The following is a 26,597-nucleotide window of genomic DNA, read 5'->3' on the forward strand; positions in this document are numbered from 1 at the left end:
GTCGGCCGGTTCGCCACGTCGCACCATGGCCGATCATCTAACCGCACCGGCCGTGGTCATTTATCAGACACGGCCTAGTGCTCCGCGGCGGTCAGGCCGTCCTCGGCGTCGGCGGCCTCGACCTCGGCCCGCGGGATGCCGAGCAGGTAGAGGATCGAGTCGAGGTACGGCACGCTGACCGCGGCGTCGGCCGCCTGGCGGACCACCGGCTTGGCGTTGAACGCGATCCCCAGGCCCGCCGCCGCGATCATGTCCAGGTCGTTGGCGCCGTCGCCGACGGCCACGGTCTGGCTGAGCGGGATGCCCGCCTCGCGGGCGAAGCGCTCCAGGGCGCGCGCCTTCCCCGCCCGGTCCACGATCTCGCCGACGACCCGGCCGGTGAGCACGCCGTCGACCACCTCCAAGGTGTTGGCCGCGGAGTAGTCGATCCCGAGCTCGTGCACGAGACCGTCGGTGAGCTGGGTGAAACCGCCGCTGACGATCGCGAACCGGTAGTCGAGCCGCTTGAGCGTCCGCACGAGGGTGCGGGCGCCGGGAGTGAGCACGATCTCCTTGCGGACCTTCTCGAAGATCTCCTCGGGCAGGCCCTCCAGCAGCGCGACCCGCCGGCGGAGCGACTCGGCGAAGTCGAGCTCGCCGCGCATGGCCTCCTCGGTGACCCGGGCGACCTCGTCGAGGCAGCCCGCGTGCGCGGCCAGCAGCTCGATCACCTCGGCCTGGATGAGCGTGGAGTCCACGTCCATCACGATCAGCCGCTTGGCCCTGCGGTACAGGCCGGTGCGCTGCACGGCCACGTCCACCTGCTGCGCGTGCGCCTCCACGGCCAGGTCGGCGCGGAGCGCGTCCGGGTCGGCGCCGGAGACGGCCAGTTCGATGCAGGTCACCGGGTAGCTGGACAGCCGCTCGATCCGGTCGATGTTGGCTCCGGAGGCGGCGATCCGGCCCGTGATGCCCGCCATCGCGGCGGGCAGCAGCGGCGCGCCGAGCACGGTGACGTGCAGGCGGCCGCGCCGGCGCTTCTCCTTGGTGTCGGAGCCGGTGGCCAGCTGGACCTCCATGCCGAGGTCCTCGGCGACGCGCTCGACGGCGGTCCACAGCGCGCCGAGGGTCTGGCCGGTTCCGGTGGAGGCGCCGCCGGTGTGGGCGACGAGGACGCCGAGGGTCAGCCGGCCGCGGATGACGACCTGCTCGATGTCGGCCACGGCGACGGGGAAACCGGCGAGAACGGCGAAGAGCCGGGACGTGACGCCCGGGCGGTCGGGGCCGGTCAGCGTGATCAGGAGCGTGCGCTGGTTCATCGCCTCCTACGCTACTTGCCTCGGGAAACGGCCGGGAACGCGGTTCATCATCCGGACGCCCGCCGTTCGCCGGCCCGTGTTTCCGCAGGCCACGCCGTACGGCGTGCGCAGGCCCCGTACGGCCCGCGGCGGGGCCCGCCCGCCGCGGGAGCGGGTCCCCGCCGGAGGGGTACGGCTAGCGGCGCACGATCGTGGTCTTGACCTTCACGTACTTCAGGTCCACGCCGGTGTCGAGACCGTGGATGTTCAGGGTGTCGAGGCCGCCCGCGGGGACGTCGATCGAGGCGCTGGCGAACTCGGCGGTCGCGGTGCCCCGGGCGCCGCTCCGGAGCCAGACCTTGACCTTGACGGTGGCGGTCTTGCCGGGGTTCAGCCGGTCGAGCAGGCAGCCGACCTCGCGCCGGTCGGCGTCGACCTCGCAGTAGGAGCCGGACGGGCCGGTGACGCGGATCTTGTAGGCCTGCTTGGGGGTGTAGCCGCCGATGTAGGCGACGTCGGTGTACCAGTCGCCGACGTTCTTGACCTTGAGCGTGTAGGTGATCGTACGGCCGGAGTAGGCCCGGCGCGGGTAGTAGCCGTCAGCTTCAGCGGTGAGAGCGGAGGAGCCTCCTGGACCCCGGCCACGGGCGGGACGCTCGCGGTCTGGGCGTTGGCGGTCTGGGGGGCGAGCAGCAGGCCGCCCGCCATGGCGAGGGCGGCGAACGCGGTCAGGTGCCGGCGCATGGTTTCTCCCGTCGGGACGCGATTGTCGGCACCCAGCATGCGGAGATCGACTTGGAGCTCTCTTGCAGCTGAATGATCGCGCTGCTCGCCGCTCCCGGCCCCGGGACGGCGGGGGCGGGCGGCTCGGAACCCCCCAGCCCCGGAACCCCCCAGCCCCGGAACCCCGCAGCCCCGGAACCCCGCAGCCCCGGGACTCCAGGACCTCGGCATCCCGGGCCGGGGAGAGGAAGGCCACGGGAGGGCGCGCCCTCCCGGGCCGCTCAGCGGACGACGACGACCTCCAGGGTGCGCGGGCCGTGCACGCCCTCGACCCGCTGAAGCTCGATGTCGCTGGTCGCGGACGGGCCCGAGACGAAGGTCAGCGGGCGGACCGGGTCCAGGCGCGCCAGCCCCTCGGGCACGGAGAAGACGACCTGGTCCGCGCGGACCACGCACAGGTGGTAGTCCGGGACGAGGGTCAGGGCGCGCCGCCCCTGCCCGGGTCCGCCGTCGAGGACCAGCGTCCCGGTGGCGGCGATGGCGACGGCGGCCGTGGTCACCACGCCGGCCGCCGCGTCCAGCTCGCCGACGGGCAGCGGCGGGTCGTCGTGGACCGTCCGCACGGCGGCCAGCCCGGCCCGCCACCGCTCCGGGAAGCCCTCCGGCACCACCACCCGGCCCGCGCCCCGCGCGGCGGCTCCTGGAAGCGCCTGCGGCCGCACCTCCGGCGGTGTCCCCGGCCGTGCCCCGGACGACGCCTCCGGCAGCGCCCCCGACAGCGCCCCCGACAGCGCCCCCGACAGCGCCTGCGCGATCGCCTCCACGGCCTCCCCGGCGTCCACCAGCCGCACCGCGGCCCGGTAGTCGGCCAGGCGCTCGGCGAGCAGCGCGAGCGTCTCGGCTGAGCCGGGCGGCGGGGTGCCGCCGGTGGAGTGGCGCCGGGGCACCGGCACGTCGCCGGGCCGCTCGGTGCCCGGCACGTCCGTCAGGGCGCGGCGGATGCGGCCGAGGATCTCGTCCCGCGCGTTCATCGGCGTGTCCTCTCCCACCAGGCCCGGAAGCTCTCCTTCGGCGGGGCCGGGACGTCTCGCGCGTCGGTCCACGCCGACAGCGGCCCGGGCAGCCGGCCGATGCGCCCGCGCCGGGCGGCCAGCCGTCCGGCGGCCGAACCCGTGCGCTGCGCGGCGGCCAGCCGGGAGGGGGCGGAGAACACCCAGCCCGCGGCGCCCATCGCCAGCCGCTCCAGCGCCCTGCGGCGCCCGGTGGACTCCGCCACGACCCGGGCGCGCAGGTGGACCAGGACCTCCGGAATGTTGATCTTCACGGGGCAGGCGTCGTAGCAGGCGCCGCAGAGCGTCGAGGCGTACGGCAGGGCGCGCTCGGCCTCCCCGGCCGTGCCGCGCAGCTGCGGGCCGAGGATCGCGCCGATCGGGCCCGGGTAGACGGACCCGTAGGCGTGCCCGCCGACCCGCTCGTAGACGGGGCAGACGTTGAGGCAGGCCGAGCAGCGGATGCAGTTCAGCGCCTGGCGGCCGATCCGGTCGGCCAGCACGTCGGTCCTGCCGCCGTCCAGCAGCACGAGGTGGAAGACGCGGGGCCCGTCGCCGTCGGTGGTGCCCGTCCAGGCCGAGGTGTACGGGTTCATCCGCTCGCCGGTGGAGGAGCGGGGCAGGAGCTGGAGGAAGACCTCCAGGTCCTGCCAGGTGGGGACCACCTTCTCGATGCCGACGACGGAGATCAGCGTCTCGGGGAGGGTCAGGCACATGCGGCCGTTGCCCTCCGACTCGACCACGACGGCGGTGCCGGTCTCGGCCACCAGGAAGTTGGCGCCGGACACGCCGACCTTCGCCCGCAGGAACTTCTCCCGCAGGTGGGTCCGGGCGGCCGCGGCGAGCGCGGCGGGCTCGTCGGTGAGGCCGGCGGGCGCGGGCACGCCGTAGGCGGCCATGTTCCGCAGGAAGATCTCTCTGATCTCGGCGCGGTTGCGGTGGATGGCCGGCACCAGGATGTGCGAGGGCAGGTCGTCGCCGAGCTGCACGATCAGCTCGGCGAGGTCCGTCTCGTAGGCCGCGATGCCCGCCTCGGCCAGTGCCTCGTTCAGGCCGATCTCCTGGGTGACCATGGACTTGACCTTGACCACCTCGCGCTCGCCGGTGGCCCGGACCAGGTCGACGACGATGCGGCCTGCCTCGGCGGCGTCGCGCGCCCAGTGCACCCGGCCGCCCGCGGCGGTCACCTTCTCCTCCAGCTGGAGCAGGTAGGCGTCGAGGTGGCGCAGGGTGCGCTCCTTGATGGCGCGCCCGGCCTCGCGCAGCTCCTCCCAGTCGGGCAGCTCGCCGACCACGGCCGCCCGCTTGCTCCGGATGGTGCGGGTGGCGTGCGCGAGGTTGCGGCGCAGCTGCGTGTCGGACAGGGCGCGCCTGGCCGCGGCCGGGAAGGCGGGCATGCCCAGGAACGTCGCGCTCACCGCGGCGCCACCCCCTCGCCGGCCCGGGCCGGCAGGGCGGCCTCCGCCTCGGTGGAGGCGAGGATCTCGGCCAGGTGCAGGGTCCGCACGCCCGCGCGCAGGCGGGAGAGGGCGCCGCCGATGTGCATCAGGCAGGAGTTGTCGCCCGCGCAGAGCACCTCGGCGCCGGTGTCCAGCACCCGCCGCACCTTGTCGGCGCACATCGCCACCGACGTGTCGGCGTTCTTCACCGCGAACGTCCCGCCGAAGCCGCAGCACTGGTCGGCCTCGGGCAGCTCGACCAGGTCGATGCCGCGTACGGCCCGCAGCAGGGCGAGCGGCCGGTCGCCGACGCGGAGCATGCGCAGCGAGTGGCAGGTGGGGTGGTAGGTGACCCGGTGCGGGAAGTAGGCGCCGACGTCGGTCACCCCGAGCACGTCCACGAGGAACTCGGACAGCTCGTGGACCTTCGGGGCGGTGGACTCCACCGCGGCGGGCAGGGCGGGGTCGCCGGAGATCTCCGCCACCCGGGAGTGGTGCTCGCGGACCATGGCGGCGCACGAGCCCGAGGGGGTCACCACGGCGTCGTAGCCCGCGAACACCTCGGCGAAGCGCCGTACCAGCGGCACGCACGCGCGCTGGTAACCGGTGTTGAAGTGCATCTGGCCGCAGCAGGTCTGACCGGTGGGGAAGTCCACCGTGCAGCCGAGCCGCTCCAGCAGCCGCACCACCGCTCTGCCCGTCGCGGGGAACATCGTGTCGTTGAAGCAGGTGATGAACAGGGCGATCCGCATGATGCCTCCGGTGCGCGTCACGGTCGCGGGAGCGTCCGCGCGGCGACGCGGACCTGCGGGGGGAGCGGTATGCCCGGCCCCGCTCCGGGGAACCGGCCCTCGCGGGCCGCGCGCCGGACGGAGGCGGGACGGGGGACGGGAGCGGGACGGAGTCGGTGCATGCGGCCCTCTGCGTGTTTGGTCAGACCATAGCTTGGCTCGCTCAGCTAAGCAGGAGCATGCGCCCCTGTCCAGGGAGTCCCCGGTTTGGTCTGACCAATATCTGGGCTTCTCAAGCTAGGCTCGGCGTGCCCCGGTGCCCCGGTGCCCCGGTGCCGCGAGCCGTACGGCGGACCGGCGTGCCCCGGTGCCCCGAGCCGTAGGGTGTGCCGCCGCGGACCGGTGCGGGTGCGGGGCGGGAGGCGAGCCCCGGAGGAGCCGTGCGGAACGACGAGGGGGAGGCGGGCATGGGTGGGACTCATGGGTGAGGCGGCGGAGTGGGAGCCGGTGCCGCGCTTCCGCACCTTCGAGCTGGTGCTGGCCCGGATCGAGGAGCAGATCCTCGCCGGAAGCCTGCGGGTGGGGGACCGGCTCCCCCCGGAACGCGAGCTGGTCGAGCTGCTCGGCGTCAGCCGGGCCGCGGTGCGCGAAGCCCTGCGGGTCCTCGAAGCCCAGGGGGTGCTCCGCTCCAAGGTGGGCACGGGACCGTCCTCGGGAAGCGTGATCACGGCCATGCCGAGCGCGGGGCTCACCCAGTTGCTCCGGCTGCACATCGCGCTGGCGAACTTCCCCTTCGACGACGTCGTCGAGTCGCGCGCCACCCTGGAGAGCGCGAGCGCCCGCCTGGCCGCCGGGCGCGCCACCGAGGAGGACCTCGCCCGGATGCGCGCCGAACTGGCGCGGATGGACGAGCCCGGGCTCTCCCGGGAGCGGTTCAACGACCACGACACCGCCTTCCACGTGGCCGTGGCGGAGGCCGGCGGGAACCGCCTGATGGCCGACATGACCGTCGCGGTGCGCAACGCGGTCCGGCACACCCTGCTCGGTGCCTTCCACCGGATCGGCGACTGGGAGGCCGTCGCGGCCCGGCTGCGCGCCGAGCACCACGCCATCTACGACGCCGTCGCCGCCCGGGACGGTGAGCGTGCCGGGCGCCTGGTGGAGGAGCACATCCGCGACTTCCACCGCGATGTCGTCGGCGCGGCCGGGGAGGACGGTCCGGCCGGCCCGCGGTAGCGCGGTGGTCAGCGGAGGATCAGGTGGAGGTCGCCGAACTCGTGCCAGAGATAGCGTTCCCGCAGCGCCTCCTCGTAGGACCGGGAGAGCAGCTCCCGCCCGGCGATCGCCGTCAGCATCAGCAGGTGGCTGGAGCGCGGCTCGTGCAGGCCGGTGAGCAGGCCGTCCACCACCCGCACCCCGGTCGAGGGGGTGACGACGTGCGAGGTCCAGCCGCGCGCCGCCCGTACCCCGCCGTCCGGGGCGGCCGTCTCCAGCGCCCGGACCACGGTCGTGCCGACGGCGATCACCCGTCCGCCGTTCTCGCGGGCCAGCCGTACCTGGCGCGCGGTGCCCTCCGGCACCTCGAACCGCTCCGGATAGGGCGGCTCGTCCTTCTCCGGTGAGGCCACCCCGGTGTGCAGAGTGACCGGTGCGACGCCGATGCCGCGCGCCACCAGCTCCGTGACCAGGCCGGTGGTGAACGGCCGTCCGGCGCTGGGCATCTCCGCGCTGCCCGGGACCACCCCGAACACGGTCTGGTACGCCGACAGCGGCCAGTCCTCCTCCACGTAGGAGTAGCGGATCGGCACGCCGTACCGGCTCAGGTAGCCGGGGACCTCGCGGTCCAGGCGGGCCCGCCAGAGCCGCGGCGTCCGGCGTTCGAGCAGCCGCAGGGTGGCGCCGCCGGGCAGCGGGAGCCACTCGCCGGGCGCGCCGCCGGTGTAGGGCTCGCTGGCCCGCGCCGTACGGCGGCGCAGCTCGACCAGCCAGGCGCCGTCGGCCAGCTCCGTGGAGAAGTGCACCGCGAGCCGGTCCAGCCGGACCGCGGCCGGGAGCGTGGCGGAGTTGTTGACCACGAGCAGGTCGCCGGGGTCGAGCAGACCGGGCAGGCCGGTGAAGCGGTGGTGCTCCACCTGCCCGGTGCGCCGGTGCGCGACCAGCAGCCGGACCCCGTCCCGGGTCAGTCCCCGGGCTTCCGGCGGGCGGCGCGCCTCCAGCTCGGCCGGAAGCGTGAAGTCCGGGCCCATCACGTCCGCCGCGCCCGCCGTCTCCGCGGCACGCATCGTGCCCGCCGCGCCCATCACATCCGCGGCACGCATCGTGCCCGGCGTGTCCGTCACCTCCGCCATGTCCGTCACCTCCGTCGCGTCCGTCATGGGAGGGCCACCCGCCCGCTCGCCGGGCGTTCGGCGAGCAGCCGGAGCAGCGCGGGGACGACGGCCTGAGGGCCGGGCGCCGCCGACGCCTCCTCCTGACCGACCGCCTCGGCGAGCATGGCCGTGTTCATCTCGCCCGGGTCCACCCACCAGACCGCGACCTCGGGCTCCTCGGCCGCGAGCACGTTGGAGAGCTGGTCCAGCGCCGCCTTGGTCGCGCCGTACCCGCCCCAGCCCGGATAGGCGGCCACGGCGGCGTCGGAGGAGACGTTGACGATCGCGCCGCGCCGCTCCCGCAGGCCCGGCAGGGCCGCCTGGATCAGGGCGAGCGGGGCGAGCACGTTGGTCCGCAGGAGGTCCTCCAGCACGGCGAGCGGGTAGCCGGCCAGCGGCGGCAGCGGCGTCGCGCCCAGCCCGGAGGCGTTGTTGACCAGCAGGTCCAGCCCGCCGTGGTCCCGTACGGCCGCCGCCAGCCGGTCCCGGTGGGCGGGGTCGGCGACGTCGCCGGCCAGGGCGAGCGCGCCGAGCCCGCCGGCGGCGGCGTGGAGTGCCCCGGCGCCCCGGGCGGTGAGGATGAGCCGCCAGCCGTCGGCGGCCAGGGCGCGGGCCAGCGCCAGGCCGAGTCCGCGGGAGGCGCCGGTGATGAGTGCGGTCTTCGTCGTCATGTCCCGACGGTAGGAACCGGGCATGGTGTCGCACATCGGACGCGGGACGGGGGCGGCACGGGCCGATGGGCCTAGGTCCGGCGGCCGAGGCGGGGCACGGTCCGGCCGGTCCGGCGGCCGAGGCGGTGGGCCGGCCCGGCCGCCTAGAGTCTCGTCCATGGACGGAGAGCGGGACGACGTGCTGCACGCGGTGAGCTCCGCCGTGCTCGCGGTGACCAGGCACCTGTCGGTCCGGGAGGTGCTCCAGGTCATCGTCCGCTCGGCGCAGCGGCTGCTGGACGCCCGCTACGCCGCGCTCGGCGTGCCCGACGACGACGGGGCGTTCGCCGAGTTCGTCGCCGAGGGCGTCTCCGAGGAGGAGTGGGAGGCGATCGGGCCGACGCCCCGCCAGCACGGCATGCTCGGGGCGATGCTGCGCGAGGGCGCGCCGGTCCGGCTGGCCGACATCCGCCGGGACCCCCGCTTCGACTCCTGGCCGCGCGCCCATCCGGTGCTGAAGGACTTCCTCGGGGTGCCGATCCGCGACGGCGACCGGGTGCTCGGCATCATCTTCCTGTCCAACAAGCGCACTCCGGGCGGGTTCACCGAGACAGACCAGCGGCTGCTGACGATGTTCGCCGCGCACGCCGCGATCGCCCTGACCAACGCCCGCCTCTACGAGCGGAGCAGGGAGCTCGCCCTGGTGGAGGAGCGCACCCGGATGGCCAGGGAACTGCACGACGCGGTGACCCAGAAGCTGTTCTCGCTCCGGCTCACCGCCCAGGCGGCGGCCTCGCTGGTCACCCGCGACCCCGGCCGGGCGCTGGGGGAGCTGGAGCGGGTGGAGCGGCTGGCGGGGGAGGCGCTGGCCGAGCTCCGCGCGGTCATCGTGGAGCTGCGCCCGGCGGAGCTCGACCGCCACGGCCTGGCCGAGACGCTCCGCAAGCACGTCCGGCTGCTGGACCGGCTCCACCCGGCCTCGTTCTCCTTCGAGGAGGGCGAGGTGTGCGCGCTGGGGCCGGAGACCGAGGCGGCCGTGCTGCGGATCGCCCAGGAGGCGCTGCACAACGCCTCCCGGCACGCGGCCGCGGAGGCGGTCACCGTACGCCTGGGCTGCGAGGAGGGCCGCCTGGTCATGGAGGTGCGCGACGACGGGACCGGTTTCGATGCGGCCGCGGTCTCGGGACACGGGCTGGGCATCGCCTCGATGGGCGACCGGGCCCGGGCGCTGGGCGGGAGCGTGCGGGTGGTCTCGGAACCGGGGCGCGGCACGCTGGTGCGGATGGAGGTGCCCACGGGATGATCCGCACGGGCGCCCGTGCGGCGGGCGGGGAGAGGGCGGGCCGCCGGGGCGGCACTCCGGCGGACGGGGAGGCGGCGCGATGATCCGGGTGCTGGTCGCCGACGACCACCCGGTCGTCCGGCAGGGGTTGCGCACGTTCCTGGACCTGCAGGACGACCTTGAGGTGGTCGGGGAGGCCCGGGACGGAGCCGAGGCGGTGGAGCTGGCCGCCTCGCTCGCCCCGGACGTGCTCCTGCTCGACCTGCGGATGCCGGTCCTCGACGGCCCCGGCGCGCTGGCCCGGATCGCCGAGCGCGGGCTCCCGGTGCGCGTGCTGGTGCTGACCTCGGTCACCGACCGCGGGGACGTGGCCCCGGCGATGCGGGCCGGGGCGGCGGGCTTCCTCTACAAGGACGTCGAGCCCGCGGCGCTCGTCCAGGCGATCCGGGCGGTCCACGGCGGGCAGGTGCTGCTGGCCCCCGAGGCCGCCGAGGCGGTGCTGGCGGCGCCCGCGCCCGCCCCCGCGGGGCCGGGTCCGGCGGTGCCGCTGACCGACCGGGAGCGGGAGGTGCTGGCGCTGCTCGCCGCGGGCCGCTCCAACCGGGAGATCGCCCGGGAGCTGGCGGTGGCGGAGAAGACGGTGAAGACCCACGTCTCCAACGTGCTGATGAAACTGGGCGTGCAGGACAGGACCCAGGCCGCGCTCTACGCGGTCCGGCACGGCCTGGCCTGACCGCCGCCCGGCGGCGGTCGGGAGGGCCCCGGCCTGCGTCCGCCTCCGCGGGGGTCACCCGCGGGAGCCGCGGAGGGCTCCCGCCGGAGGCGGCCGTCCGGACGCCCCGCTTCCCGGGGGAGCGGTCAGGAGCGGACCGGTGCGTAGCAGAGCGCGGTGATGCCGCACTCGAACGGCTGGGTGGTGACGAGCCGGAAGCGCTGGACGGCGCCGGTGGTGGGGAAGACGGGCAGCCCGGTGCCGATCGCGGTCGGGTTGACGATCAGGTGGAGCTCGTCGACCAGCCCGGCGGCGATGAGGTTGCGCGCGAGGGTGGAGCCGCCGTAGGTGATGATGTCGCCGCCGGGCCGGGCCTTGAGCCCGCCGATGGTCTCGGTGAGGTCGCCGCCGACGACGGTGGCGTTCTTCCAGGGCGACTCGGTGAGGGAGCCGGAGACGACGACCTTGGGGGTGTCGTTCATCCAGTCGATCGTCTCCTGGGGCTCGCCCTCGGGCCCGGCCTCCCAGGCGGGGATGAAGCCCTCGGCGAGCCTGCGGCCCAGCACGATGGTGTCGACCGGCTTGGTCAGCGCGTCGAGGTAGGCGTTGAGGTCGTCGCTCCAGGGGAAGTGCATCCAGTCCATCTCGCCGTCGGGGCCGCCCATGTAGCCGTCGGCGGTGGTCTGGACCTGGAGCTTGAGCTTGCGCATGAGGGCGTCCTTTCGAGGAGGCCGGAGACGGCGCCGCCGGGGGCGGCTCTCGTCTTCCGCGTCGTCAGGGGTTCATCGGGACTCGCGTCCCGCCGTCGTGCTGAAGCAAGCTTGCTAAAAACAAGCTAGCTATGTCAACGGGTGTGTGACATAAAATCCGAAGCATGGCGAAGCGTGAGTTCGGACAGTACTGCGGGCTCGCCCGCGCGGTGGAGATCGTGGGCGAGCGCTGGGCGCTGCTCATCATCCGTGATCTTCTGGTCGGCCCCCGGCGCTACACCGACCTGCGCAACGGGCTGCCGAAGATCCCGACCAACATCCTGTCGGCCCGGCTGAAGGAGATGGAGGCCGCCGGCGTGGTGCAGCGCCGCGTCCTGCCCCGCCCCGACGGCTCGGTGGTCTACGAGCTGACCGACTACGGCCGCGACCTGGAGGAGGCCGTCATGCACCTGAGCCGGTGGGGCGCCAGGTCGCTGGGCGAGCCCCGCCCCGGCGAGATCGTCACCCCGGCCTCGATGGTCCTGGCGATGCGCAACACCTTCCGTCCCGAGGCCGCCGCCGGGCTGGCGGCCCGCTACGAGGTGCGCATGGGCGAGACCGTCTTCCACATGCGCGTCGCGGACGGCGCGCTGAACGCGGGTGAGGGTCCGCTGCCGGACGCGGACCTGGTCATCGAGACCGGCATGGCGATCAAGGCGGTGATGGCCGGGGAGATCACCCCGGCCGAGGCCGTCGCCACCGGCGCCGTGCGCATCGAGGGCGACCCCGCGCTGCTGGAGCGCTTCGCCGAGGTCTTCGCCATCTGACCCGCCGTCCGCCCCGCCCGCCCGCCGTGCCCCGGCGGCGCCCCGGCCGTACGGTCCCGGCCTCGGGGACGGGGCGGCGGTCAGACGAGTTCGGTGATGGCGTGGTGGGCGGCCACGCGCGCCCGCCGTACCGCGCGGTCGAGCTCGCGCAGGGCCTGGCTGCGCACGGCGACCTGGCCCGAGGTCAGGCCCCGGTCGTCGGCCAGCCGGAGCACCGCGGCGAGCCGGGCGGCCAGCGCGGCGACCCGGTGGGCGCGGGCGGGATAGCCGGGCGCGAGGCCCTCGTCGTCGGACCTGACCGGGCGCCGGCCCTGGGCCGGTCCCTCGACGCCGAGCAGCGCGTCGGTGGCCGCGCGCATCGCGAGGGCCAGCGCGTGCTCGGCCTCGGCGAGGGAGGGCAGGTCGGGGGCCGCGGGGGAGGCCTCGAACACGCTCCAGCGCACCCCGGCGTACGATGATCCGCGGCGGTCCGGCGCCGGGACCAGCCCCAGGCACCTGCCGGGGAGGACGGCCGTCACGGCCTGGCCGGCGTCGACGGCCGCGGAGTTGAAGGGGGGCGGTCCGGTGAGCCCGAGCGGGTCGCCCGCGACGGGGAGGGCCAGGCGCAGTGCGGACAACCCCTCGCCCCGCAGGTCGGCGAGGACGCTCCGGAGCGGGACGTCCCCGGCGGCGGTGGCGACGAGCTGCGGTCCGGCCTGCCGTTCCACGCGGTCGGCGGCCTCGTCGAGGCCCGTCCGTCCGGCGAGCCAGGCGTTGCCCCAGCAGACCAGCGTTGCCGAGATCGGTGAATCAGGGTGCACCGATCCACGATATGCGCTTGTCCTGCAATAGGTTTTGACCGAGCGATTATCAAGGAGGCGTGGCGCATGGGCGGTCAGGTGCTTCGGCTACAGGATGTCACCGTCCGCAGGGACGGGGCGGTCCTGCTGCGGAACATCGAGTGGACCGTCCACGAGGACGAGCGGTGGGTCGTCATCGGCCCCAACGGGGCGGGCAAGACGACGCTGCTCCAGGTGGCCGGGGCCATGCTGTTCCCGACCGAGGGCACCGTGGAGATCCTGGACGAGCGGCTGGGCCAGACCGACGTGTTCGACCTGCGCCCGCGCATCGGGCTGGCGAGCGCGGCCCTGGCGGAGCGGGTGCCGCCGGAGGAGAAGGTCATCGACCTGGTGCTCACCGGCTCCTACGCGATCCTCGGCCGCTGGAAGGAGGAGTACGACTCCCACGACGTCACCCGGGCGGTCGAGCTGATCGACCAGCTCGGCTGCGCCCACCTGATCCGCCGCCGGTTCAACACCCTGTCGGAGGGCGAGCGCAAGCGGGTGCAGATCGCCCGGGCGCTGATGCCGGACCCGGAGCTGCTCCTGCTGGACGAGCCCGCCGCCGGGCTGGACCTGGGCGGCCGGGAGGACCTGGTCCGCCGGCTGGCGGTCCTGGCGCACGATCCGAAGGCACCGACGATGGTGCTGGTCACCCACCACGTGGAGGAGGTGCCCAGCGGCTTCACCCACGCCCTGCTGCTCCGGCACGGCTCGGTGGTCGCCCAGGGCCCGATCGACCACGTGATGACCGCCGACACCCTCTCGCGCACCTTCGGTCTCCCGCTCAGCCTGGAGCGGGGGGCGGACGGCCGGTGGTACGCCCGCGCGCAGCAGTTCTGAGCTGAAATGTGACTCAGGCCACTGCGGGGAAGTAAAACGAAATACCATTCCAGGTGACGAGAGATCCATTTGACTCGACCGCCCGGAGTGGCCAATGGGATCATCGCTTGTCGCCGCGCTCGTCGTGGTCGCCATCGCCGCGCTCGCACTGGTCCGGACGGTCCGCATCGTGCCGCAGGCCACGGCGGGGATCGTGGAGCGGCTCGGGAGATACCACCGCACCCTCCTGCCCGGACTGAACCTCGTGGTCCCCTTCATCGACCGGATCAAGGAGACGATCGACCTGCGCGAGCAGGTCGTCTCCTTCCCCCCGCAGCCGGTCATCACCTCCGACAACCTCGTCGTCTCCATCGACACGGTCATCTACTTCCAGGTCGTCGACCCCCGCGCGGCGACCTACGAGATCGCCAACTTCCTGGTCGGCGTCGAGCAGCTCACCGTGACGACGCTGCGCAACGTGGTCGGCGGCATGGACCTGGAGCGCACGCTGACCTCCCGCGAGGAGATCAACAGCGAGCTGCGCGGGGTCCTCGACGACGCCACCGGCAAGTGGGGCATCCGGGTCAACCGGGTCGAGCTCAAGGCGATCGACCCCCCGGCCTCCATCCAGGACTCGATGGAGAAGCAGATGCGCGCCGACCGCGACAAGCGCGCGGCGGTGCTCACCGCCGAGGGGCAGAAGCAGGCGGCCATCCTCACCGCGGAGGGGCAGAAGCAGGCCGCGGTCCTGGCGGCGCGCGGCGAGGCGGAGGCCGCGGTGCTGCGGGCCCAGGCCGACGCCGAGGCGCGGGCGATGCGGGCCAAGGGCGAGGCCGACGCGATCGCCATGGTGTTCCGGGCCATCCACGAGGGCAAGCCCGACCAGCGGCTCCTCGCCTACCAGTACCTCCAGACGCTCCCGCAGATCGCCAAAGGCGACGCGAACAAGCTCTGGATCGTGCCCTCGGAGATGGGCAGGGCCCTGGAGGGGCTGGGCGGCCTGTTCGCGAACGCCGTCGCCGCCGGGAGGGAGGCGGGTGCGGTGCCGGAGCCGGGGCGGACGGGAGCGGGGGACGGCGGTGCGCGTGCGCCGGGGGCCCCGGACCCGGCCGGCGACGCGCCCGGTACGGACGGGGCGGTGAGGGGGACCCCCGCCCCCGGGTGAGGACCGGCCCCCTCCTAAGGTGCGGTGAGTGCCGTGCACCGTCAGCGGGCGCGAGCCGTACGAGTGAGGAGGGCGCGCATGACGCCGTGGGAGGCGGTCGCGATCTTCGCGGCCGGGATCGGGGCCGGGGGCATCAACGCCGTCGTGGGCTCCGGATCGCTGATCACGTTCCCCACGATGGTGGCGGTGGGGCTGCCACCGGTCGTGGCCAACGTCTCCAACAACATCGGGCTGGTGCCCGGCTCGCTGACCGGGGCGCTGGGCTACCGCGCCGAGCTGAAGGGGCAGCGCGACCGGCTGGTCCGGCTGGGGGCCGGCTCGCTCCTCGGGTCCCTCATCGGCGGCGTGCTCCTGCTCTCCCTGCCGGAGCGCACCTTCACCGTGATCGTGTCGGCCCTGATCGGCCTGGCGTGCGTGCTGGTCGTGGCGCAGCCGAGGCTCAGCGCCCGGATCGCCGCCCGGCGCGAGCACGCCCACCCGCACGGCGGCCCGTGGCTCTGGCTCGGCGTCTTCGGCGCCGGGATCTACGGCGGCTACTTCGGCGCGGCCCAGGGCGTGCTGCTCATCGGGCTGCTCGGCATCTTCCTCGAGGAGGAGCTGCAGCGGGTGAACGCCGCCAAGAACGTGCTCTCGCTCGTGGTCAACGGGGTCGCGGCGGTGCTGTTCGTCACGGCCGACGCGCTGGACCTGTTCCCCATGGCCGAGATCGACTGGCGGGCGGTGGCGCTGGTCGCGGTGGGCGCGACGATCGGCGGCTATCTCGGTGCCCGGGTGGGCCGGAAGCTGCCCGCCCCGGTGCTGCGGGGGTTCATCGTCTGCGTCGGCGTCGCGGCCATTGTCAAACTGGTGTACGGATAAAATCTACCCTGTATGGGTATGAACCCGACATGAAAGGCGACAGGGTAGAGATCGTCATCGACGCGGGGGACTCCTCGCGCACGTACGAGGTCGCCGCGACCAGGGCGGGCCGCCGGGTGGAGATCGCCAACCGCCGCGGCGGCGTGGTCGAGGTGAGCGAGGTCACCCGGAGCGGTACGGCGGTGCGGACCGCCAGGTTCATGTCCAGCCGGGTCCTCGCCCTGGTCGAGCATCCCGCGGACGGCGGCGCCGAGGACTGACCGCTCCGGCCCCCGCCCCGCCTCCGCGGCGCGGGGTCCCGTCCCGGTGCCGCGGAGGCGGGCCCGCCGTGCGCGGTGCCGGGTTCCGCGTTCCCGTTGTGCGGGGTTCCGGAGTTCGCGCTCCCGCCGTGCGCTGCGCCGGTCCGGCGCGGCGGTCAGCGCTGCGCCGGGCGGACCTGGATGACGCCGTCGCGGCGGATGCGGGTGTCGAAGGCCGGCACGGGCGCGGTCGCCGGACCGTGCACGACGGCTCCGTCCGAGAGCCGGAAGGTGCTGCCGTGCCAGGGGCAGGTCACGCAGGCGGCTCCGCCCTCGGCGACCAGCCGCCCCTGGTGCAGCGGGCCGGCGAGGTGCGGGCAGTGGTCGGCGAGCACGGTGACCTCGCCGTCGACCCGGAGCACGAACAGGTCGATGTAGCCCAGCCGCCGGGCCACCGGCCGGCCGTTCGGCAGGTCGTTGAGAGAACACAGGTCGTACCAGCCCAGCGGGACCAGGTGGGCGACCGAGTCGGCGTGGTTGGCCCCGACCGCCTGCCGGTAGGACAGGTGGCCGCCGAGGAAGCCGCCCAGGCCCGCCGCGCCCAGCCCGGCGTACGACAGGAGCCGGGCGGCCCGCTCGCGCCCGCCGATGCGGAGCGCGAGCGAGCCGGCGTAGAGGCCGAAGGCGGTCAGGTTGGTGATCGCGTGCACGAAGCCGACGCGCTGCTGCTCGCGATGGATGACGGACCAGTCCGTGATGCCCGAGGCGACGGCGGGCAGCGCGGCGCCGAGCCCGGCGGTGAGCACGGTCCGCGCGGCGCGGGAGCCGGTCCCGGTCAGGTCGATCACCGACGTCGCCGCCCAGCAGCCCACGACGAAGGTGACGAGCGGCGGGTGGAGGGGCTTGCCGGTGGGGACGCCGTGCAGCAGGTCGCGCAGGCGCCCCGGCCCGATCCTGCGGCGTACGGCCTTGGCCAGGCCGCGGATCGGCCGGTCCAGCCGTGACGACCGCTCGATCGGACCGACGATGTCGATCGTGGACGCCAGACTCTTGAAGCTCCGACGTCCGGCCTGGACTGATTCCTTCACCATCGCCCCCTCTCGACCCATAGGGACCTACCCGGGAACCGCGTTATGCACGCGCCAGATGTCCCCGATGGACGGAGAGCTCGACGATCTCCGTGGCGTAGGCGCCGAGGGTGGGTGACCCCTCTTCGATGATCTTCACTTTCTCCAGCACCTGCTCGGCCGTCACCTTGTAGAGCGACCAGGTGCCGCCCTCGTTGTGGTGGTTGGCCAGGATCGGCGCGATCCGGTCCAGGGCCTTGGCGAACCTGGCCTCCGGCGTCTTGCGCTCCTCGAACTCGTCCCAGAGCGCGCGCAGCCGCGCCGCCTGGTCCTCGGGGAGCAGCCCGAAGATCCGGTCGGCGGCCTTGCGCTCGATCTCCAGCTGGTTCTCCACGGCCTGGGAGTCGTAGATGAAGGTGTCGCCGGCGTCGATCTCGACGATGTCGTGGACGAGCAGCATCGCGATGACCTTGTCCAGGTCGGTCCCCGGCGGAGCGTGCTCGGCCAAGACCATTGCCAGCATGCCGACGTACCACGAGTGCTCGGCGTCGTTCTCCCGCCGCGACCCGTCCATCAGGGTGTTGCGGCGGACGACGCGCCGGAGCTTGTCGATCTCCATGGCGAAGGCGAGCTGGGCGTGCAGACGGTCCTGTTCTGGAGGGGTGGTCACGGGCGCAAGCCTAGTGCTCGCCGCAGGTCCTTTCCCGCCGGGCCATGGCGTCGCGGGGCGTCGCGGGCGGTCAGACGGGCGCGACGGTGACCGGGACCCCGTTGAACACCGCGTTCCCGGAGGGCGCGTCGACCGCCGAGGCGTCCGTCAGCGCGTTCACGCTCACCCCGGCGTGCTCGGCCGCGACCCGCTGCGCGCTGCCGGCGTGCCCCCAGCCGTGCGGCAGGCTCACCACGCCAGGCATGATCGAGTCGGTCGGCTCCACCGGCACGGTCACCTCCCCGGCGGCGCTGCGGACCACGGCGTGCCCGCCCAGCCCGAGCCTGCGCACGTCGTCCGGGTTGACCTGCAGCGTGCACCGGTTGCTCCCGCCGACCAGCGGGGCCACGTTGTGCAGCCAGCTGTTGTTGGAGCGCAGGTGCCGCCGGCCGATCAGCACCATCTCCGGTGCCGGCACGGCCAGCCGCGCGCGGAGCCGGGCGACGTCCTCCACCAGCCGGGGCGGGGCCAGCTCCACCCTGCCCGAGGCGGTGCGCAGCACCTCGCCCAGCCGGGGGGCGAGGGGGCCGAGGTCGAGCCCGTGCGGGTGGGCCCGCAGCTCGGCCAGGGAGAGCCCGTAGGGGCCGAGCTTGAGCATGGCGTCCAGCCGGAGCTCGGCCCCGCTGTCGCCCTCCAGCCCGGCGCGGAGCTCGGCCGGGTCCCGTCCCTCGACCGGCGAGCCGGGCGTCCCGACGGCCCTGCGGAGCAGCTGGTCGAGGATCAGCTCGTCGAGCACGGCCGGGTCGGCGTCCGCGCCCTGCCCGGAGGCGATCAGCGCGAGCCTGGCGAGGATCTCCGCCTCCGAGGGCCGCCCGGGCTCCGGCGGCAGCACCGGCGGGGAGAACCGGGCGTAGTTGCGCACCGCGAAGGCCAGCAGCGAGAAGTCGTAGTGCGGTGAGCTCAGCACCGGGGGCGGGGGCAGGACGACGTCGGCGTGCCGGGTCGTCTCGTTGAGGTAGGGGTCGACGCAGACCATGAACTCCAGGGTGCGCAGGGCCTCCTCCAGCCGGGGGCCGTCCGGCGCCGAGAGCACGGGGTTGCCCGCCACCACGACCAGCGCCCTGACCTGTCCGTCGCCCGGGGTCGCGATCTCGTCGGCGAGGGTGGCCACCGGCAGCTCCCCGTTCGCCTCCGGCAGGCCCCGCACGCGGCTGTGCCAGCGCCCCGCGGCGTACGGCCGGCGCCGCCGCCCGGTCTCCGTGGCGGGCTTGGCGAACATGACGCCGCCGGGCCGGTCGAGGTTGCCGGTCAGCACGTTGACCGCGTCGACCAGCCACTGGGCGAGGGTGCCGAACTCGGCGGTGCAGGTGCCGATGCGGGCGTAGACGGCCGCGGTGGGGGCGGCGGCCAGCTCGCGGGCGAGCCGTACGATGACGTCGGCGGGTACTCCGCAGGCCTCCGCCACGACCTTGGGGGCGAAGTCCTCGGCGAGGGCGCGCAGCTCCGCCAGGCCCTCGACCTCGACGCCGACCGAGGTGAGGTCCTCGGCGAAGAGGGTGTGGACGATGCCGAACAGCAGGTGGGCGTCGGTGCCGGGGCGGACGAACAGGTGCTCGTCGGCGAGCGCGGCGGTGCGGGTCCGCCGGGGGTCGACGACCACGAGCCTGCCGCCCCGGGCGCGCAGCGCCTTCAGCCGGCCGGGGAAGTCGGGGGCGGTGCAGAGCGAGCCGTTGGACTCCAGCGGGTTGGCGCCGAGCATCAGCAGATAGTCGGTGCGGTCCAGGTCGGGCACCGGGATGGCCAGCGGGTCGCCGAACATCAGGCCGCAGGAGACGTGCTTGGGCATCTGGTCGGCGGTGCTGGCGGAGAAGACGTTGCGGGTGCCGAGGGCGCGGATCAGCGGCGCGCCGTACAGGGCCCCGGCCATGGTGTGGGCGTTCGGGTTGCCGAGGTAGACGGCCAGGGCCTGGCGCCCGTGCGCCTCGGCGACGCCGGTCAGGCCCCGCTCGACGGCGCGGAAGGCCTCCGCCCAGGTGGTCTCGCGCCAGGTGCCGCCGGTGCGGACCATCGGGGCGCTGAGCCGGTCGGGGTCGGAGTCGAGCCGGCCCAGGCTCGCGCCCTTGGGGCAGATGAAGCCCCGGGAGAACGGGTCGTCCGGATCCCCCTTCACCGAGGTGACCTGCCCGGCGTCGTCGAGCGTCAGCCGCAGACCGCAGACGGCCTCGCAGAGGGGACAGGTCCGGTGGGCGGTTCGCATCGGCACTCCTGGGTTCGATGAATGAACTCATCATTACCCGGCGCCGGGGACGAGGGGAAGCCCCGAGGCCCGTTCTCCGGGACACGCCGGTGCCCGCGCGGGGCGGCCGGGCGGCGGTGCCCACCCGGTCCGCGCGGCGCGGTCAGGCGGCCCGCGGCAGGCGCCCGTCCTCCGGCCTCTCCTCCACCGCGCCGTCCCGGATCCGGGGCGTGCGCCCGATCCCGCCGTAGACGCGCTCGAACTCGGGGGAGAGCCCGGGCGGCACCTCGGCCTCCCTGCGGACGATCTCCAGGACGACCAGGTTGGCCCACCGGGGATGGCGGGTGACGACCACCCGCCTGGCGAGGCATGCCGCCGCGATCTCCTCGGCGTGCGCCCGGAAGTCCGCCGCGCAGATCCCGGCCCTGATCATGATCACGGCCCGTTCGCCGGCGGCGGTGGGGGTGATCCTCATGACCAGCGGCAGCCTGCCGGACCGCGTGTGCAGGGGCGTCTCCATGCACACCCGGTGGATGCGGTGCCGGGAGGCCAGGCAGCGCAGACGCGCGATGGTCCACCCGCGTCCGGTGCGGGTCGCGGCGGGGAACCAGACGGTGCTGGTGAGCGCCAGGAACGGCCACCACTCGCCCGCGCGCAGGCTCGCCGCCACCAGGGCGACGGCGGCGCCGGTCACGATCGAGAGCACGATCTCCGTCCGCCACCGCCAGAGCCGCACCGGCAGGGGCGCCCTGCGGACCGGCCACGAGGACTCCCGTGACCGGTGGCGGTCGTCGCGGGGGTTACGCGGCGACATTCTCGCTCACTTCGCCGGTCGCGTAGATGCGCTCGGCCTTCTGCAGGTCGAACAGGGGGTTGCGGTAGTGCCGGGCGCCGAACCCGGTCCTCTGCACGGTCCAGCCGAGCCGGTAGGCCCACTCGTCCTGGTCCATGCAGAGCTCGTCGTCGGCCCGCTCGATCATCCGGGCCAGCCGGGTCTTGATTGCGTAGATCCCGTTGATGGCGTAAAAGTGCATGGGAGGCTCCCTCCGTGGCGTCGTTGCGGAGCTCTTGTGACAGCATCCGGGCCGGTGGCCGCCGGCTCGATGCATTCGTGCCTTGTGGGCTTTCCGTGATGCTTTCGCGGCTTCGTGTGCCGCCGGTGCGCGACCGTCGGCCGTCGCCCGCCGTCTCCCCCGTCGCGTGACCATCCGCCTCCCTGGAACCCGGGCGCTCGCGCGAGGCCGTGCCGCCGCCGGTGCGTCCGGGCGGCGGAGCCTCCCCTAATCAGATGCTCCCCCGGGGTGTCAAATGCTGCAATACTCTGCCGCCGGAAATATCAGGGAACTTTTCATGCAAGCGGTGGTGCACGCCCTCGTGCAACTTGCATGGGAAAGGGGATGCCGGTCCGGGGCCGCAAACTGAGGGGCGTGCGAGCCGCCGGGGGCGGAAGGTAAAGGCGTTCCCGGAAATCCTCGCCGTCCGCCCGGGGTGACGGCGGGGACTTCTCCGGCCGACCCTCTGTCACGGAAAGGCTTGCGGCAAGGTTTTATGGAGAGAACATTGGGAGAACCCGCGCAGCTCCTCGTGCAAGTTGCAGTGTACGATGAGGCCGAGGCTCCGAATTGTGGGGCCTTAAACAGTCCTGTAGCGATACACCTCCATATCGGTGAGGGGGTCGGACGGTGCCCGAGCGTGGCAGTCCAACCGTTCGCCGGCTGAGGCTCGGCCAGGAGCTGCGCCGGCTGCGGGAGGGCTGCGACCTGAGCGGTGAGGACGTCGCCGTGCGGCTGACGTGGTCGGCGTCCAAGGTCAGTCGCATCGAGAACGCCAAGACCATGCCGCGCAGAAGCGACGTCGAAGCCCTCGCCGAGCTGTATGGAGTGGATGAGGCCCGGCGGCAGGAGCTGCTGGAGCTTCATCGGGACGCGGCCCGGAAGGGCTGGTGGGAAGACTATTCGGACTCCCTGCCCCAGGAACTCACCACCCTGCTGGGGCTGGAGGCGGAGGCGGTCTCGGCGCTCAACTGGGAACCCCAGCTCGTGCCGGGTCTGCTGCAGACCGAGGAGTACGCGCGCGAGGTCATTCGTGCCACGCAGCCGATCACTCGGATTCCGCCGGGAGAGTTCCGCAGCCGGGTGAACGCCCGTATGGCCCGGCAGGACCTCATCACGAGGAGCGCCGATCCGCTCAGGCTCTGGGTGGTCATGGACGAGTCGGTCCTCCTGCGCCGCTTCGGCGGCGCGGCGGTGATGCGCGGACAGCTCGGACACCTGATCGAGCTTTCCCGGCTGCCGAACGTGCGTGTGCAGGTCCTGCCTCTGCACGGCGAGCACCCGGTGAACACCGGCTCCTTCTTCCACCTCAAGTTCCCCGCATTCCACGACGTCGTGTACCTGGAGTCGCTCTACAGCGCGCGCTTCGTGGAAGACGAGGAGATGGTGTACGGCTATGAGATCGCCTTCGGCCATCTGCAGTCGGAGGCATTCGGTGTCGACGGCTCTCGGGAACTCATCGAGAAGATCATCGATGAGCGTTGGAGATAGGCAGTCTCCTCAACCCTCCTGAGCAGCTGCCCCAGCGGGAACCGAGGGCGTTTCCCGTAAAGGAGATAGAGACATGTATGAAGCTGATCTCGCGGGTGCGGTCTGGAAGAAGAGCGCCCGCAGCGCGGCCAACGGCAACTGCGTGGAGGTCGCCCGGCTGTCGGGCGGGCGCGTCGGCGTCCGGGACAGCAAGGACCGGCAGGGGCCGGTCCTGATCTTCACTCCGGGTGAGTGGGACGCCTTCGTCGGGGGCGTCAAGGACGGCGAGTTCGACCTGTGACGACGGGTACGGCCTGCAGCCGCGGGAGGGACGCAGGCCGTACTCGGGGGAGAGGCGGGAGCGGGGCCGCCGGGCGGCTCCCTCAGCGGCGGCAGTCGGGGCAGACGCCCCAGTAGGTGATGTCCGCCTCGTCGACCAGATACCCGGAGTCGGAGGCAGGGTCGAGGCACGGGGCGTGCCCGACGGCGCAGTCGACGTCCGTGACCTTCCCGCACTCCCGGCAGACGAGGTGATGGTGGTTGTCGCCCACCCGGGTCTCGTAGCGGGCGGGGCTGCCGGCCGGCTCGATCCGGCGGAGCAGGCCCTTGCCGTGCAGCGCGTTCAGCGAGTCGTAGACGGCCTGGAGGGAGACCTGGCCGACCCGCTCCAGCACGCCGCGGTGGATGGAGTCCACGTCGAGGTGGTCGCCCTCCCGCACGGTCTGCATGATCGCGACCCGGGCCGCGGTCACCCGCAGGCCGGCCTGGCGGAGCAGATCGTCGTCTTCCATGCCGTCAACATTACGTCCCAAATTTGAGCTGTCCAACTAATGGATTCCTTCCAGTTCGGTCGGGGGGCCGTCTCGGCGGGCGAGTCGTCCCACTTACCGGGGTGGAGATGGCATGCTCGGATGACGATGAACACCTATACCCGCCGCCGCCTCGGAGTGGCCGCCGCCGCCGTATCCGCCCTGCTCGCCGCGGCCTGCACGGCGGCCGAGTCCGCCGCCCCGGAGAAGGCCCGGGACGGGGACGGGACCGCCCGCACGCCGGCCACCGCGGTGGAGGCCACGCCCACCCCGGAGCGCGGGCCGTTCACCATCTCCTTCGGTGGTGACGTGCACTTCGAGGGTGTCCTGCGAACCAGGCTGAACACCAATCCTCGCACCGCCCTGGGGCCGATCGCCAAGGTGCTCCGCAGAGCGGACATCGCCATGGTGAACCTGGAGACCGCGATCACCACCGGCGGCACCCCCGCCCCCGGCAAGCAGTACACCTTCCGCGCCCCCGCCAGCGCGCTGACCGCGCTGAAGGCGGCGGGGGTGGACGTGGCGTCCATGGCCAACAACCACGGCATGGACTACATGGACAGCGGGCTGGCCGACTCGCTGGCCGCGATCAGGCGCGCGAAGTTCCCGGTCGTGGGCGTGGGCGCGAACGAGGCCCAGGCGTACCGGCCGTGGCGGACGACCGTCAACGGCAACCGGGTGGCGATCATCGGCGCGACCCAGGTGCTGGACTCGGAGTTCATCACCGCCTGGACGGCGAAGGGCGACAAGGGCGGGCTGGCCTCCGCCAAGAACGAGGCGCGGCTCATCCGGGAGGTGCGCAGGGCGCGCCAGGACTCCGACACCGTCATCGTCCACCTGCACTGGGGCACCGAGCTGCAGAAGTGCCCGAACGAGGCGCAGCGGAGCCTGGCGCCCAAGCTGGTCGCGGCCGGGGCCGACGTGGTCGTGGGAGGCCACGCGCACATCCTGCTCGGCGGCGGCTACCTGCGGAACGCCTACGTCAACTACGGCCTGGGCAACTTCGTCTTCTACAACTGGGGGCCCGAGACCGGCAGGACCGGCGTGCTCACGCTGACGATCAACGGCCGGAAGGTGCTCAAGGACCAGTGGACGCCGGCCGTCATCCAGGGTGGCGTGCCGGTCCCGCTCACCGGCGACGCCCGGCAGCGGGCCGTCGCCGACTGGAAGTCGCTGCGCGGGTGCACCGGTCTGGCCGCGAAGCCCGGACGATCCGGTGATTGACCCGATAGCGCCTGACCGGACGGGGCCGGACGGGCAAGATGGAAGGATGTCGTCCATCCTGCCCACCGAGGAGTGCGGTGAGACTCCACTGCGGCGCCAGCCCACCCAGCGACGCAGCGCACGGCGTGTCGAGAGGATGCTCGACGCGTGCGCGGAACTGCTGGACGAGATCGGGTACGAGGCGCTGTCCACCACCCGGATCGCCGAGCGCGCCGGGGTCGCGATCGGCTCCGTCTACCAGTTCTTCCCGGACAAGCGGGCCATCGCCCAGGCGGTGACCCGCCGCCACATGGAGAGATTCGTCTCCCGGATCGGTGCGCGCTTCCTGTCCGAGGACTACGGGGGGTGGTGGGACGCGGTCGACGCGATCATCGACGAGTACGTCGAGATGAACCGGACCGTTCCAGGATTCCGCTCCCTGCACTTCGGCGACGTGGTCGACCTCAACATGCTCGACCCCGTGGCCGAGAACAACACGGTGATCGCCGGACGGCTGCGCGGCCTGCTCCTGCAGGAGTACGGCCTGGCCGACAGCGAGGAGCTCGACCTGGCCATCCTCGTGGCCGTCGAGGCGGGGGACGCGGTGCTGAAGATGGCCTTCCGGCGCGACCCGGACGGTTCCCCCGAGATCATCGCCGAGGCCAAGCGGCTGATCCGGGGTTACCTGAACCGGGAGTTCGCCAGGGGGGCCGCGGACCGCGAGGCCCGGTAGGGACGCGGGCCGGTCCGGACGGTGCCCGCGCCCGGGACGGCGGCCGCAGGGGCGCGCGGGGCGGGGTGCTCAGGGGCCGGACGCGCGCGGGACGGGTCCGGGCGGCGGGATCACCAGAGCGCGAAGCGCGGGGCGGACAGGGGCAGGACGGGCGGGTTCCCGAAGGGGAAGGTCTGCCCGGTGTGGGCGTGCGGGGCGATCGGCGGCCAGAGGCCGTCGGCCTGCGCGGTGCCCGGGAGCCATGTCCGCGGGCCGGACGGGGCGCCGGGGCGCCGGCCCTCGCCGCCGCCGGACGGCGTCCCGGCCTCCGCCGCGGGTGCCCGCCCGGTGGCGGCCCGGTCCCGCCCGGTGCCCGGTGCGGTGTCCCCCACGCTCCCGGCCTCCCCGGACTCCGCGGCCTCCGTGCCGGTGTCCGCGGCCTCCGTGCCGGTGTCCGCGGCCTCCGTGCCGGTGTCCGCGGCCGCCGGCACCGTGCCCGCCGTGTCCGCCGCGGTGTCCGGCACCGTGTCCGCCGCGGTGCCCACCGCCGTGCCGTACACGGGTCCCGCCTCTCCGGCCTCCGGCGTCTCCTCCGTGCCGAGGGCGAGCGCGGTGTCCGGGACGGTGCCCGAGGCGCCTGCCCAGGAGTCCCCCGCCGTGCCGTCCGTACCGGGCGGCGCCTGCCGCGGCGTGCCCGGTTCCGCGGCCCCGTCCCGCTCCCGTCCCCGGCGGTCGGTGCGGTCGCGCTCGCCGCCCTTCTTCCCGCGCGCCCGGTGCGGGGCGTGCGCCGCGGCCGTCTGCCGCGCCTTCGGCGCGGAGCGGTACGAGGGGCCGCAGAGCGGGAAGGGGGGCACGGCGAGGGCCGGGCCGGGCAGACCGGCCTCGCGCAGCCGGGTCTCCATGGAGGCGAGCCTGCGGTGGGCCTGGTCGATGGCCTCCAGCCGCGCCGAGAGATATCCGGCGCATCCCGGGACGATCACGGAGAGAAGCGCCGCGCACGTCAGGGTGAAGGTCATCTGCCTGGACATGCCCATCGCACCTCCTTCGAAAGGCACCGCTCCTGGAGCAGGAGGCGTCCGGGATATGCCCGCTTCCTACGGATAAAAGCTCAGCGTGAACAAATGTGCACGTGTAGTTGCGTAACGCATACCTGTGCATTGGGCGGACGAAACAGAGTCCCGCTCGGTACGCTCGCGCTGTGGCGCATGTGACACGTGAGCAGCTCGACCGGCTGCTCGACCAGGCACTCATGGCCGACGATCACGAAAGCCTCGCCCGGCGGCTCGAAGAGCTGGCGGAGGCGTACGTGTCCGGCGACCTCTCGCGGGCGGCGGTCCTCGTGCTCGCCGCCGAGGAATGGCGGCAGGCGGGCCGGCCGGCCCGTGCCCTCCACTGCTTCCAGCGGGCCGCGGACGACGGCGGGGAGGCGGGTGCGGATCCCCGGGCAGGGGTCGCCGACACCCTCTTCGAGCTCGGGCGGCCCGACGAGGCCCGGCAGGTGATCGAGGCGATCGAGTCCGGCGGGGCGGTCTCCCCGGCCACCGCGCTGAGCATCGCCGAGACCCTCGTCGCGTACGGCGACCCGCGCCAGGCCCACGCCTGGGCCACCCGGGGCATCGGCGACGCGGAGCCGGGCGGGGCGGAGCACGCCGCGCTGCTGCGCGTCCGCTACCGGATCCGGGTGGATCTCGGGCTGCCGGAGGACGACCTGGACGGGCTGCTCGACACCGCGCGCTGAGCCGGGCACCG

Annotated in this window: 29 protein-coding genes; 13 read left to right on the top strand and 16 right to left on the bottom strand. The window is 73.7% G+C overall.

The window, feature by feature from the left end; all coding sequences use genetic code 11:
* Positions 1-74: 74 nt before the first annotated feature.
* From serB to ABD823_RS08405, 5 genes are all read right to left on the bottom strand, one after another.
* Positions 75-1,298, bottom strand: coding sequence for a phosphoserine phosphatase SerB (gene serB / locus ABD823_RS08385; RefSeq protein WP_344857529.1), 1,224 nt, complete (start codon positions 1,296-1,298; stop codon positions 75-77).
* A gap of 175 nt (positions 1,299-1,473) precedes the next feature.
* Positions 1,474-2,256 carry a COG1470 family protein gene (locus ABD823_RS08390; protein ID WP_344857531.1) on the bottom strand — a complete coding sequence of 261 codons (783 nt, stop codon included), beginning with the start codon at positions 2,254-2,256 and terminating at the stop codon, positions 1,474-1,476.
* Between the two features lie 25 nt (positions 2,257-2,281).
* Positions 2,282-3,031 carry a LutC/YkgG family protein gene (locus ABD823_RS08395; RefSeq protein WP_344857533.1) on the bottom strand — a complete coding sequence of 250 codons (750 nt, stop codon included), beginning with the start codon at positions 3,029-3,031 and terminating at the stop codon, positions 2,282-2,284.
* Complete coding sequence (locus tag ABD823_RS08400) at positions 3,028-4,467, bottom strand: LutB/LldF family L-lactate oxidation iron-sulfur protein (RefSeq protein ID WP_344857535.1); 1,440 nt, start codon at positions 4,465-4,467, stop codon at positions 3,028-3,030. Before ABD823_RS08400 ends, ABD823_RS08395 begins: the two co-directional genes overlap by 4 nt.
* The gene (locus tag ABD823_RS08405; RefSeq protein WP_344857814.1) at positions 4,464-5,240 is read right to left on the bottom strand and encodes a (Fe-S)-binding protein; all 777 of its coding nucleotides are present in this window, start codon (positions 5,238-5,240) and stop codon (positions 4,464-4,466) included. Before ABD823_RS08405 ends, ABD823_RS08400 begins: the two co-directional genes overlap by 4 nt.
* Before the next feature lie 459 nt (positions 5,241-5,699).
* Between ABD823_RS08405 and ABD823_RS08410 the strand changes: the two genes are divergently transcribed.
* A complete protein-coding gene (locus ABD823_RS08410) occupies positions 5,700-6,455 on the top strand; it encodes a FadR/GntR family transcriptional regulator (protein ID WP_344857816.1) in 756 nt (251 codons plus the stop codon).
* Between the two features lie 8 nt (positions 6,456-6,463).
* Here ABD823_RS08410 and ABD823_RS08415 read toward each other — a convergent pair whose 3' ends face one another.
* The gene (locus tag ABD823_RS08415; RefSeq protein ID WP_344857537.1) at positions 6,464-7,594 is read right to left on the bottom strand and encodes an S-adenosylmethionine:tRNA ribosyltransferase-isomerase; all 1,131 of its coding nucleotides are present in this window, start codon (positions 7,592-7,594) and stop codon (positions 6,464-6,466) included.
* Complete coding sequence (locus ABD823_RS08420; RefSeq protein ID WP_344857539.1) at positions 7,591-8,259, bottom strand: SDR family NAD(P)-dependent oxidoreductase; 669 nt, start codon at positions 8,257-8,259, stop codon at positions 7,591-7,593. The genes ABD823_RS08415 and ABD823_RS08420 overlap by 4 nt, the downstream gene beginning before the upstream one ends.
* Before the next feature lie 157 nt (positions 8,260-8,416).
* On the opposite strand from ABD823_RS08420, the gene ABD823_RS08425 reads away from it, so the two are divergent.
* A complete protein-coding gene (locus tag ABD823_RS08425) occupies positions 8,417-9,541 on the top strand; it encodes a GAF domain-containing sensor histidine kinase (RefSeq protein ID WP_344857541.1) in 1,125 nt (374 codons plus the stop codon).
* A 79-nt stretch (positions 9,542-9,620) separates the two neighbouring features.
* A complete protein-coding gene (locus tag ABD823_RS08430; RefSeq protein WP_344857543.1) occupies positions 9,621-10,253 on the top strand; it encodes a response regulator in 633 nt (210 codons plus the stop codon).
* A gap of 125 nt (positions 10,254-10,378) precedes the next feature.
* On the opposite strand, the gene ABD823_RS08435 is transcribed toward ABD823_RS08430, so the two are convergent.
* On the bottom strand, positions 10,379-10,942 hold the full coding sequence (locus tag ABD823_RS08435) for a dihydrofolate reductase family protein (RefSeq protein ID WP_344857545.1): 564 nt from the start codon (positions 10,940-10,942) through the stop codon (positions 10,379-10,381).
* A 164-nt stretch (positions 10,943-11,106) separates the two neighbouring features.
* Between ABD823_RS08435 and ABD823_RS08440 the strand changes: the two genes are divergently transcribed.
* Positions 11,107-11,748: a winged helix-turn-helix transcriptional regulator gene (locus ABD823_RS08440; RefSeq protein WP_344857547.1), complete on the top strand. Its 642-nt coding sequence runs from the start codon at positions 11,107-11,109 to the stop codon at positions 11,746-11,748.
* Between the two features lie 80 nt (positions 11,749-11,828).
* Here the strand turns inward: ABD823_RS08440 and ABD823_RS08445 are convergent, their stop codons facing one another.
* Complete coding sequence (locus ABD823_RS08445; RefSeq protein ID WP_344857549.1) at positions 11,829-12,548, bottom strand: hypothetical protein; 720 nt, start codon at positions 12,546-12,548, stop codon at positions 11,829-11,831.
* 66 nt (positions 12,549-12,614) lie between these two features.
* Here ABD823_RS08445 and ABD823_RS08450 point away from each other — a divergent pair, with 66 nt between their 5' ends.
* The 4 genes from ABD823_RS08450 (at position 12,615) to ABD823_RS08465 (ending at position 15,671) form a co-directional block, all read left to right on the top strand.
* Positions 12,615-13,409 (top strand): ABC transporter ATP-binding protein, encoded by a 795-nt coding sequence (locus tag ABD823_RS08450; RefSeq protein WP_344857551.1) that lies wholly within the window; start codon positions 12,615-12,617, stop codon positions 13,407-13,409.
* 94 nt (positions 13,410-13,503) lie between these two features.
* The gene (locus tag ABD823_RS08455; RefSeq protein ID WP_344857553.1) at positions 13,504-14,553 is read left to right on the top strand and encodes an SPFH domain-containing protein; all 1,050 of its coding nucleotides are present in this window, start codon (positions 13,504-13,506) and stop codon (positions 14,551-14,553) included.
* A gap of 78 nt (positions 14,554-14,631) precedes the next feature.
* On the top strand, positions 14,632-15,411 hold the full coding sequence (locus tag ABD823_RS08460) for a sulfite exporter TauE/SafE family protein (protein WP_344857555.1): 780 nt from the start codon (positions 14,632-14,634) through the stop codon (positions 15,409-15,411).
* Positions 15,412-15,440: 29 nt separating this feature from the next.
* The gene (locus tag ABD823_RS08465) at positions 15,441-15,671 is read left to right on the top strand and encodes a hypothetical protein (protein ID WP_344857557.1); all 231 of its coding nucleotides are present in this window, start codon (positions 15,441-15,443) and stop codon (positions 15,669-15,671) included.
* A 155-nt stretch (positions 15,672-15,826) separates the two neighbouring features.
* On the opposite strand, the gene ABD823_RS08470 is transcribed toward ABD823_RS08465, so the two are convergent.
* The 5 genes from ABD823_RS08470 to ABD823_RS08490 all read right to left on the bottom strand — a co-directional run bounded on the left by ABD823_RS08470 (position 15,827) and on the right by ABD823_RS08490 (position 20,636).
* Positions 15,827-16,741: a Rieske (2Fe-2S) protein gene (locus ABD823_RS08470; protein WP_344857559.1), complete on the bottom strand. Its 915-nt coding sequence runs from the start codon at positions 16,739-16,741 to the stop codon at positions 15,827-15,829.
* Positions 16,742-16,781: 40 nt separating this feature from the next.
* Positions 16,782-17,387 (bottom strand): HD domain-containing protein, encoded by a 606-nt coding sequence (locus ABD823_RS08475; protein ID WP_425566581.1) that lies wholly within the window; start codon positions 17,385-17,387, stop codon positions 16,782-16,784.
* Between the two features lie 70 nt (positions 17,388-17,457).
* A complete protein-coding gene (locus ABD823_RS08480) occupies positions 17,458-19,623 on the bottom strand; it encodes a molybdopterin-dependent oxidoreductase (protein WP_344857561.1) in 2,166 nt (721 codons plus the stop codon).
* 142 nt (positions 19,624-19,765) lie between these two features.
* Positions 19,766-20,416, bottom strand: coding sequence for a hypothetical protein (locus tag ABD823_RS08485; protein WP_344857563.1), 651 nt, complete (start codon positions 20,414-20,416; stop codon positions 19,766-19,768).
* Positions 20,403-20,636, bottom strand: coding sequence for a hypothetical protein (locus tag ABD823_RS08490; protein WP_344857565.1), 234 nt, complete (start codon positions 20,634-20,636; stop codon positions 20,403-20,405). Before ABD823_RS08490 ends, ABD823_RS08485 begins: the two co-directional genes overlap by 14 nt.
* A 648-nt stretch (positions 20,637-21,284) precedes the next feature.
* On the opposite strand from ABD823_RS08490, the gene ABD823_RS08495 reads away from it, so the two are divergent.
* Together ABD823_RS08495 and ABD823_RS08500 are read left to right on the top strand one after the other, a co-directional pair.
* Positions 21,285-22,145, top strand: a complete 861-nt coding sequence (locus ABD823_RS08495; RefSeq protein ID WP_344857567.1) for a helix-turn-helix domain-containing protein — start codon at positions 21,285-21,287, stop codon at positions 22,143-22,145.
* 73 nt (positions 22,146-22,218) lie between these two features.
* Complete coding sequence (locus ABD823_RS08500) at positions 22,219-22,425, top strand: DUF397 domain-containing protein (protein WP_344857569.1); 207 nt, start codon at positions 22,219-22,221, stop codon at positions 22,423-22,425.
* 82 nt (positions 22,426-22,507) lie between these two features.
* Here the strand turns inward: ABD823_RS08500 and ABD823_RS08505 are convergent, their stop codons facing one another.
* Complete coding sequence (locus tag ABD823_RS08505; protein WP_344857571.1) at positions 22,508-22,915, bottom strand: Fur family transcriptional regulator; 408 nt, start codon at positions 22,913-22,915, stop codon at positions 22,508-22,510.
* Between the two features lie 126 nt (positions 22,916-23,041).
* Between ABD823_RS08505 and ABD823_RS08510 the strand changes: the two genes are divergently transcribed.
* Positions 23,042-24,157 carry a CapA family protein gene (locus tag ABD823_RS08510; protein ID WP_344857820.1) on the top strand — a complete coding sequence of 372 codons (1,116 nt, stop codon included), beginning with the start codon at positions 23,042-23,044 and terminating at the stop codon, positions 24,155-24,157.
* 46 nt (positions 24,158-24,203) lie between these two features.
* Positions 24,204-24,869 (top strand): TetR/AcrR family transcriptional regulator, encoded by a 666-nt coding sequence (locus tag ABD823_RS08515; RefSeq protein ID WP_344857573.1) that lies wholly within the window; start codon positions 24,204-24,206, stop codon positions 24,867-24,869.
* A gap of 110 nt (positions 24,870-24,979) precedes the next feature.
* On the opposite strand, the gene ABD823_RS08520 is transcribed toward ABD823_RS08515, so the two are convergent.
* Entirely contained in the window at positions 24,980-25,876 is an 897-nt protein-coding gene (locus ABD823_RS08520; protein ID WP_344857575.1) for a hypothetical protein, read from the bottom strand.
* A gap of 170 nt (positions 25,877-26,046) precedes the next feature.
* Here ABD823_RS08520 and ABD823_RS08525 point away from each other — a divergent pair, with 170 nt between their 5' ends.
* Entirely contained in the window at positions 26,047-26,586 is a 540-nt protein-coding gene (locus tag ABD823_RS08525; protein WP_344857577.1) for a hypothetical protein, read from the top strand.
* Positions 26,587-26,597: the final 11 nt, after the last annotated feature.

The organism is Planomonospora alba, assembly GCF_039534085.1.
GTDB classification, from domain to species: domain Bacteria; phylum Actinomycetota; class Actinomycetes; order Streptosporangiales; family Streptosporangiaceae; genus Planomonospora_B; species Planomonospora_B alba.

Excerpts from the sequence above, each read along its gene's own strand:
- ABD823_RS08440 (WP_344857547.1), top strand. The coding sequence starts at position 11,107 with ATGGCGAAGCGTGAGTTCGGACAGTACTGCGGGCTCGCCCGCGCGGTG.
- ABD823_RS08505 (WP_344857571.1), bottom strand. The coding sequence starts at position 22,915 with ATGGAAGACGACGATCTGCTCCGCCAGGCCGGCCTGCGGGTGACCGCG.
- ABD823_RS08500 (WP_344857569.1), top strand. The coding sequence starts at position 22,219 with ATGTATGAAGCTGATCTCGCGGGTGCGGTCTGGAAGAAGAGCGCCCGC.
- ABD823_RS08395 (WP_344857533.1), bottom strand. The coding sequence starts at position 3,031 with ATGAACGCGCGGGACGAGATCCTCGGCCGCATCCGCCGCGCCCTGACG.
- ABD823_RS08485 (WP_344857563.1), bottom strand. The coding sequence starts at position 20,416 with ATGTCGCCGCGTAACCCCCGCGACGACCGCCACCGGTCACGGGAGTCC.
- ABD823_RS08435 (WP_344857545.1), bottom strand. The coding sequence starts at position 10,942 with ATGCGCAAGCTCAAGCTCCAGGTCCAGACCACCGCCGACGGCTACATG.
- ABD823_RS08460 (WP_344857555.1), top strand. The coding sequence starts at position 14,632 with ATGACGCCGTGGGAGGCGGTCGCGATCTTCGCGGCCGGGATCGGGGCC.
- ABD823_RS08425 (WP_344857541.1), top strand. The coding sequence starts at position 8,417 with ATGGACGGAGAGCGGGACGACGTGCTGCACGCGGTGAGCTCCGCCGTG.
- ABD823_RS08410 (WP_344857816.1), top strand. The coding sequence starts at position 5,700 with ATGGGTGAGGCGGCGGAGTGGGAGCCGGTGCCGCGCTTCCGCACCTTC.
- ABD823_RS08480 (WP_344857561.1), bottom strand. The coding sequence starts at position 19,623 with ATGCGAACCGCCCACCGGACCTGTCCCCTCTGCGAGGCCGTCTGCGGT.
- ABD823_RS08415 (WP_344857537.1), bottom strand. The coding sequence starts at position 7,594 with ATGACGGACGCGACGGAGGTGACGGACATGGCGGAGGTGACGGACACG.
- ABD823_RS08420 (WP_344857539.1), bottom strand. The coding sequence starts at position 8,259 with ATGACGACGAAGACCGCACTCATCACCGGCGCCTCCCGCGGACTCGGC.
- ABD823_RS08510 (WP_344857820.1), top strand. The coding sequence starts at position 23,042 with ATGAACACCTATACCCGCCGCCGCCTCGGAGTGGCCGCCGCCGCCGTA.
- serB (WP_344857529.1), bottom strand. The coding sequence starts at position 1,298 with ATGAACCAGCGCACGCTCCTGATCACGCTGACCGGCCCCGACCGCCCG.
- ABD823_RS08515 (WP_344857573.1), top strand. The coding sequence starts at position 24,204 with ATGTCGTCCATCCTGCCCACCGAGGAGTGCGGTGAGACTCCACTGCGG.
- ABD823_RS08465 (WP_344857557.1), top strand. The coding sequence starts at position 15,441 with ATGAAAGGCGACAGGGTAGAGATCGTCATCGACGCGGGGGACTCCTCG.
- ABD823_RS08430 (WP_344857543.1), top strand. The coding sequence starts at position 9,621 with ATGATCCGGGTGCTGGTCGCCGACGACCACCCGGTCGTCCGGCAGGGG.
- ABD823_RS08520 (WP_344857575.1), bottom strand. The coding sequence starts at position 25,876 with ATGTCCAGGCAGATGACCTTCACCCTGACGTGCGCGGCGCTTCTCTCC.
- ABD823_RS08455 (WP_344857553.1), top strand. The coding sequence starts at position 13,504 with ATGGGATCATCGCTTGTCGCCGCGCTCGTCGTGGTCGCCATCGCCGCG.
- ABD823_RS08450 (WP_344857551.1), top strand. The coding sequence starts at position 12,615 with ATGGGCGGTCAGGTGCTTCGGCTACAGGATGTCACCGTCCGCAGGGAC.
- ABD823_RS08470 (WP_344857559.1), bottom strand. The coding sequence starts at position 16,741 with ATGGTGAAGGAATCAGTCCAGGCCGGACGTCGGAGCTTCAAGAGTCTG.
- ABD823_RS08490 (WP_344857565.1), bottom strand. The coding sequence starts at position 20,636 with ATGCACTTTTACGCCATCAACGGGATCTACGCAATCAAGACCCGGCTG.
- ABD823_RS08405 (WP_344857814.1), bottom strand. The coding sequence starts at position 5,240 with ATGCGGATCGCCCTGTTCATCACCTGCTTCAACGACACGATGTTCCCC.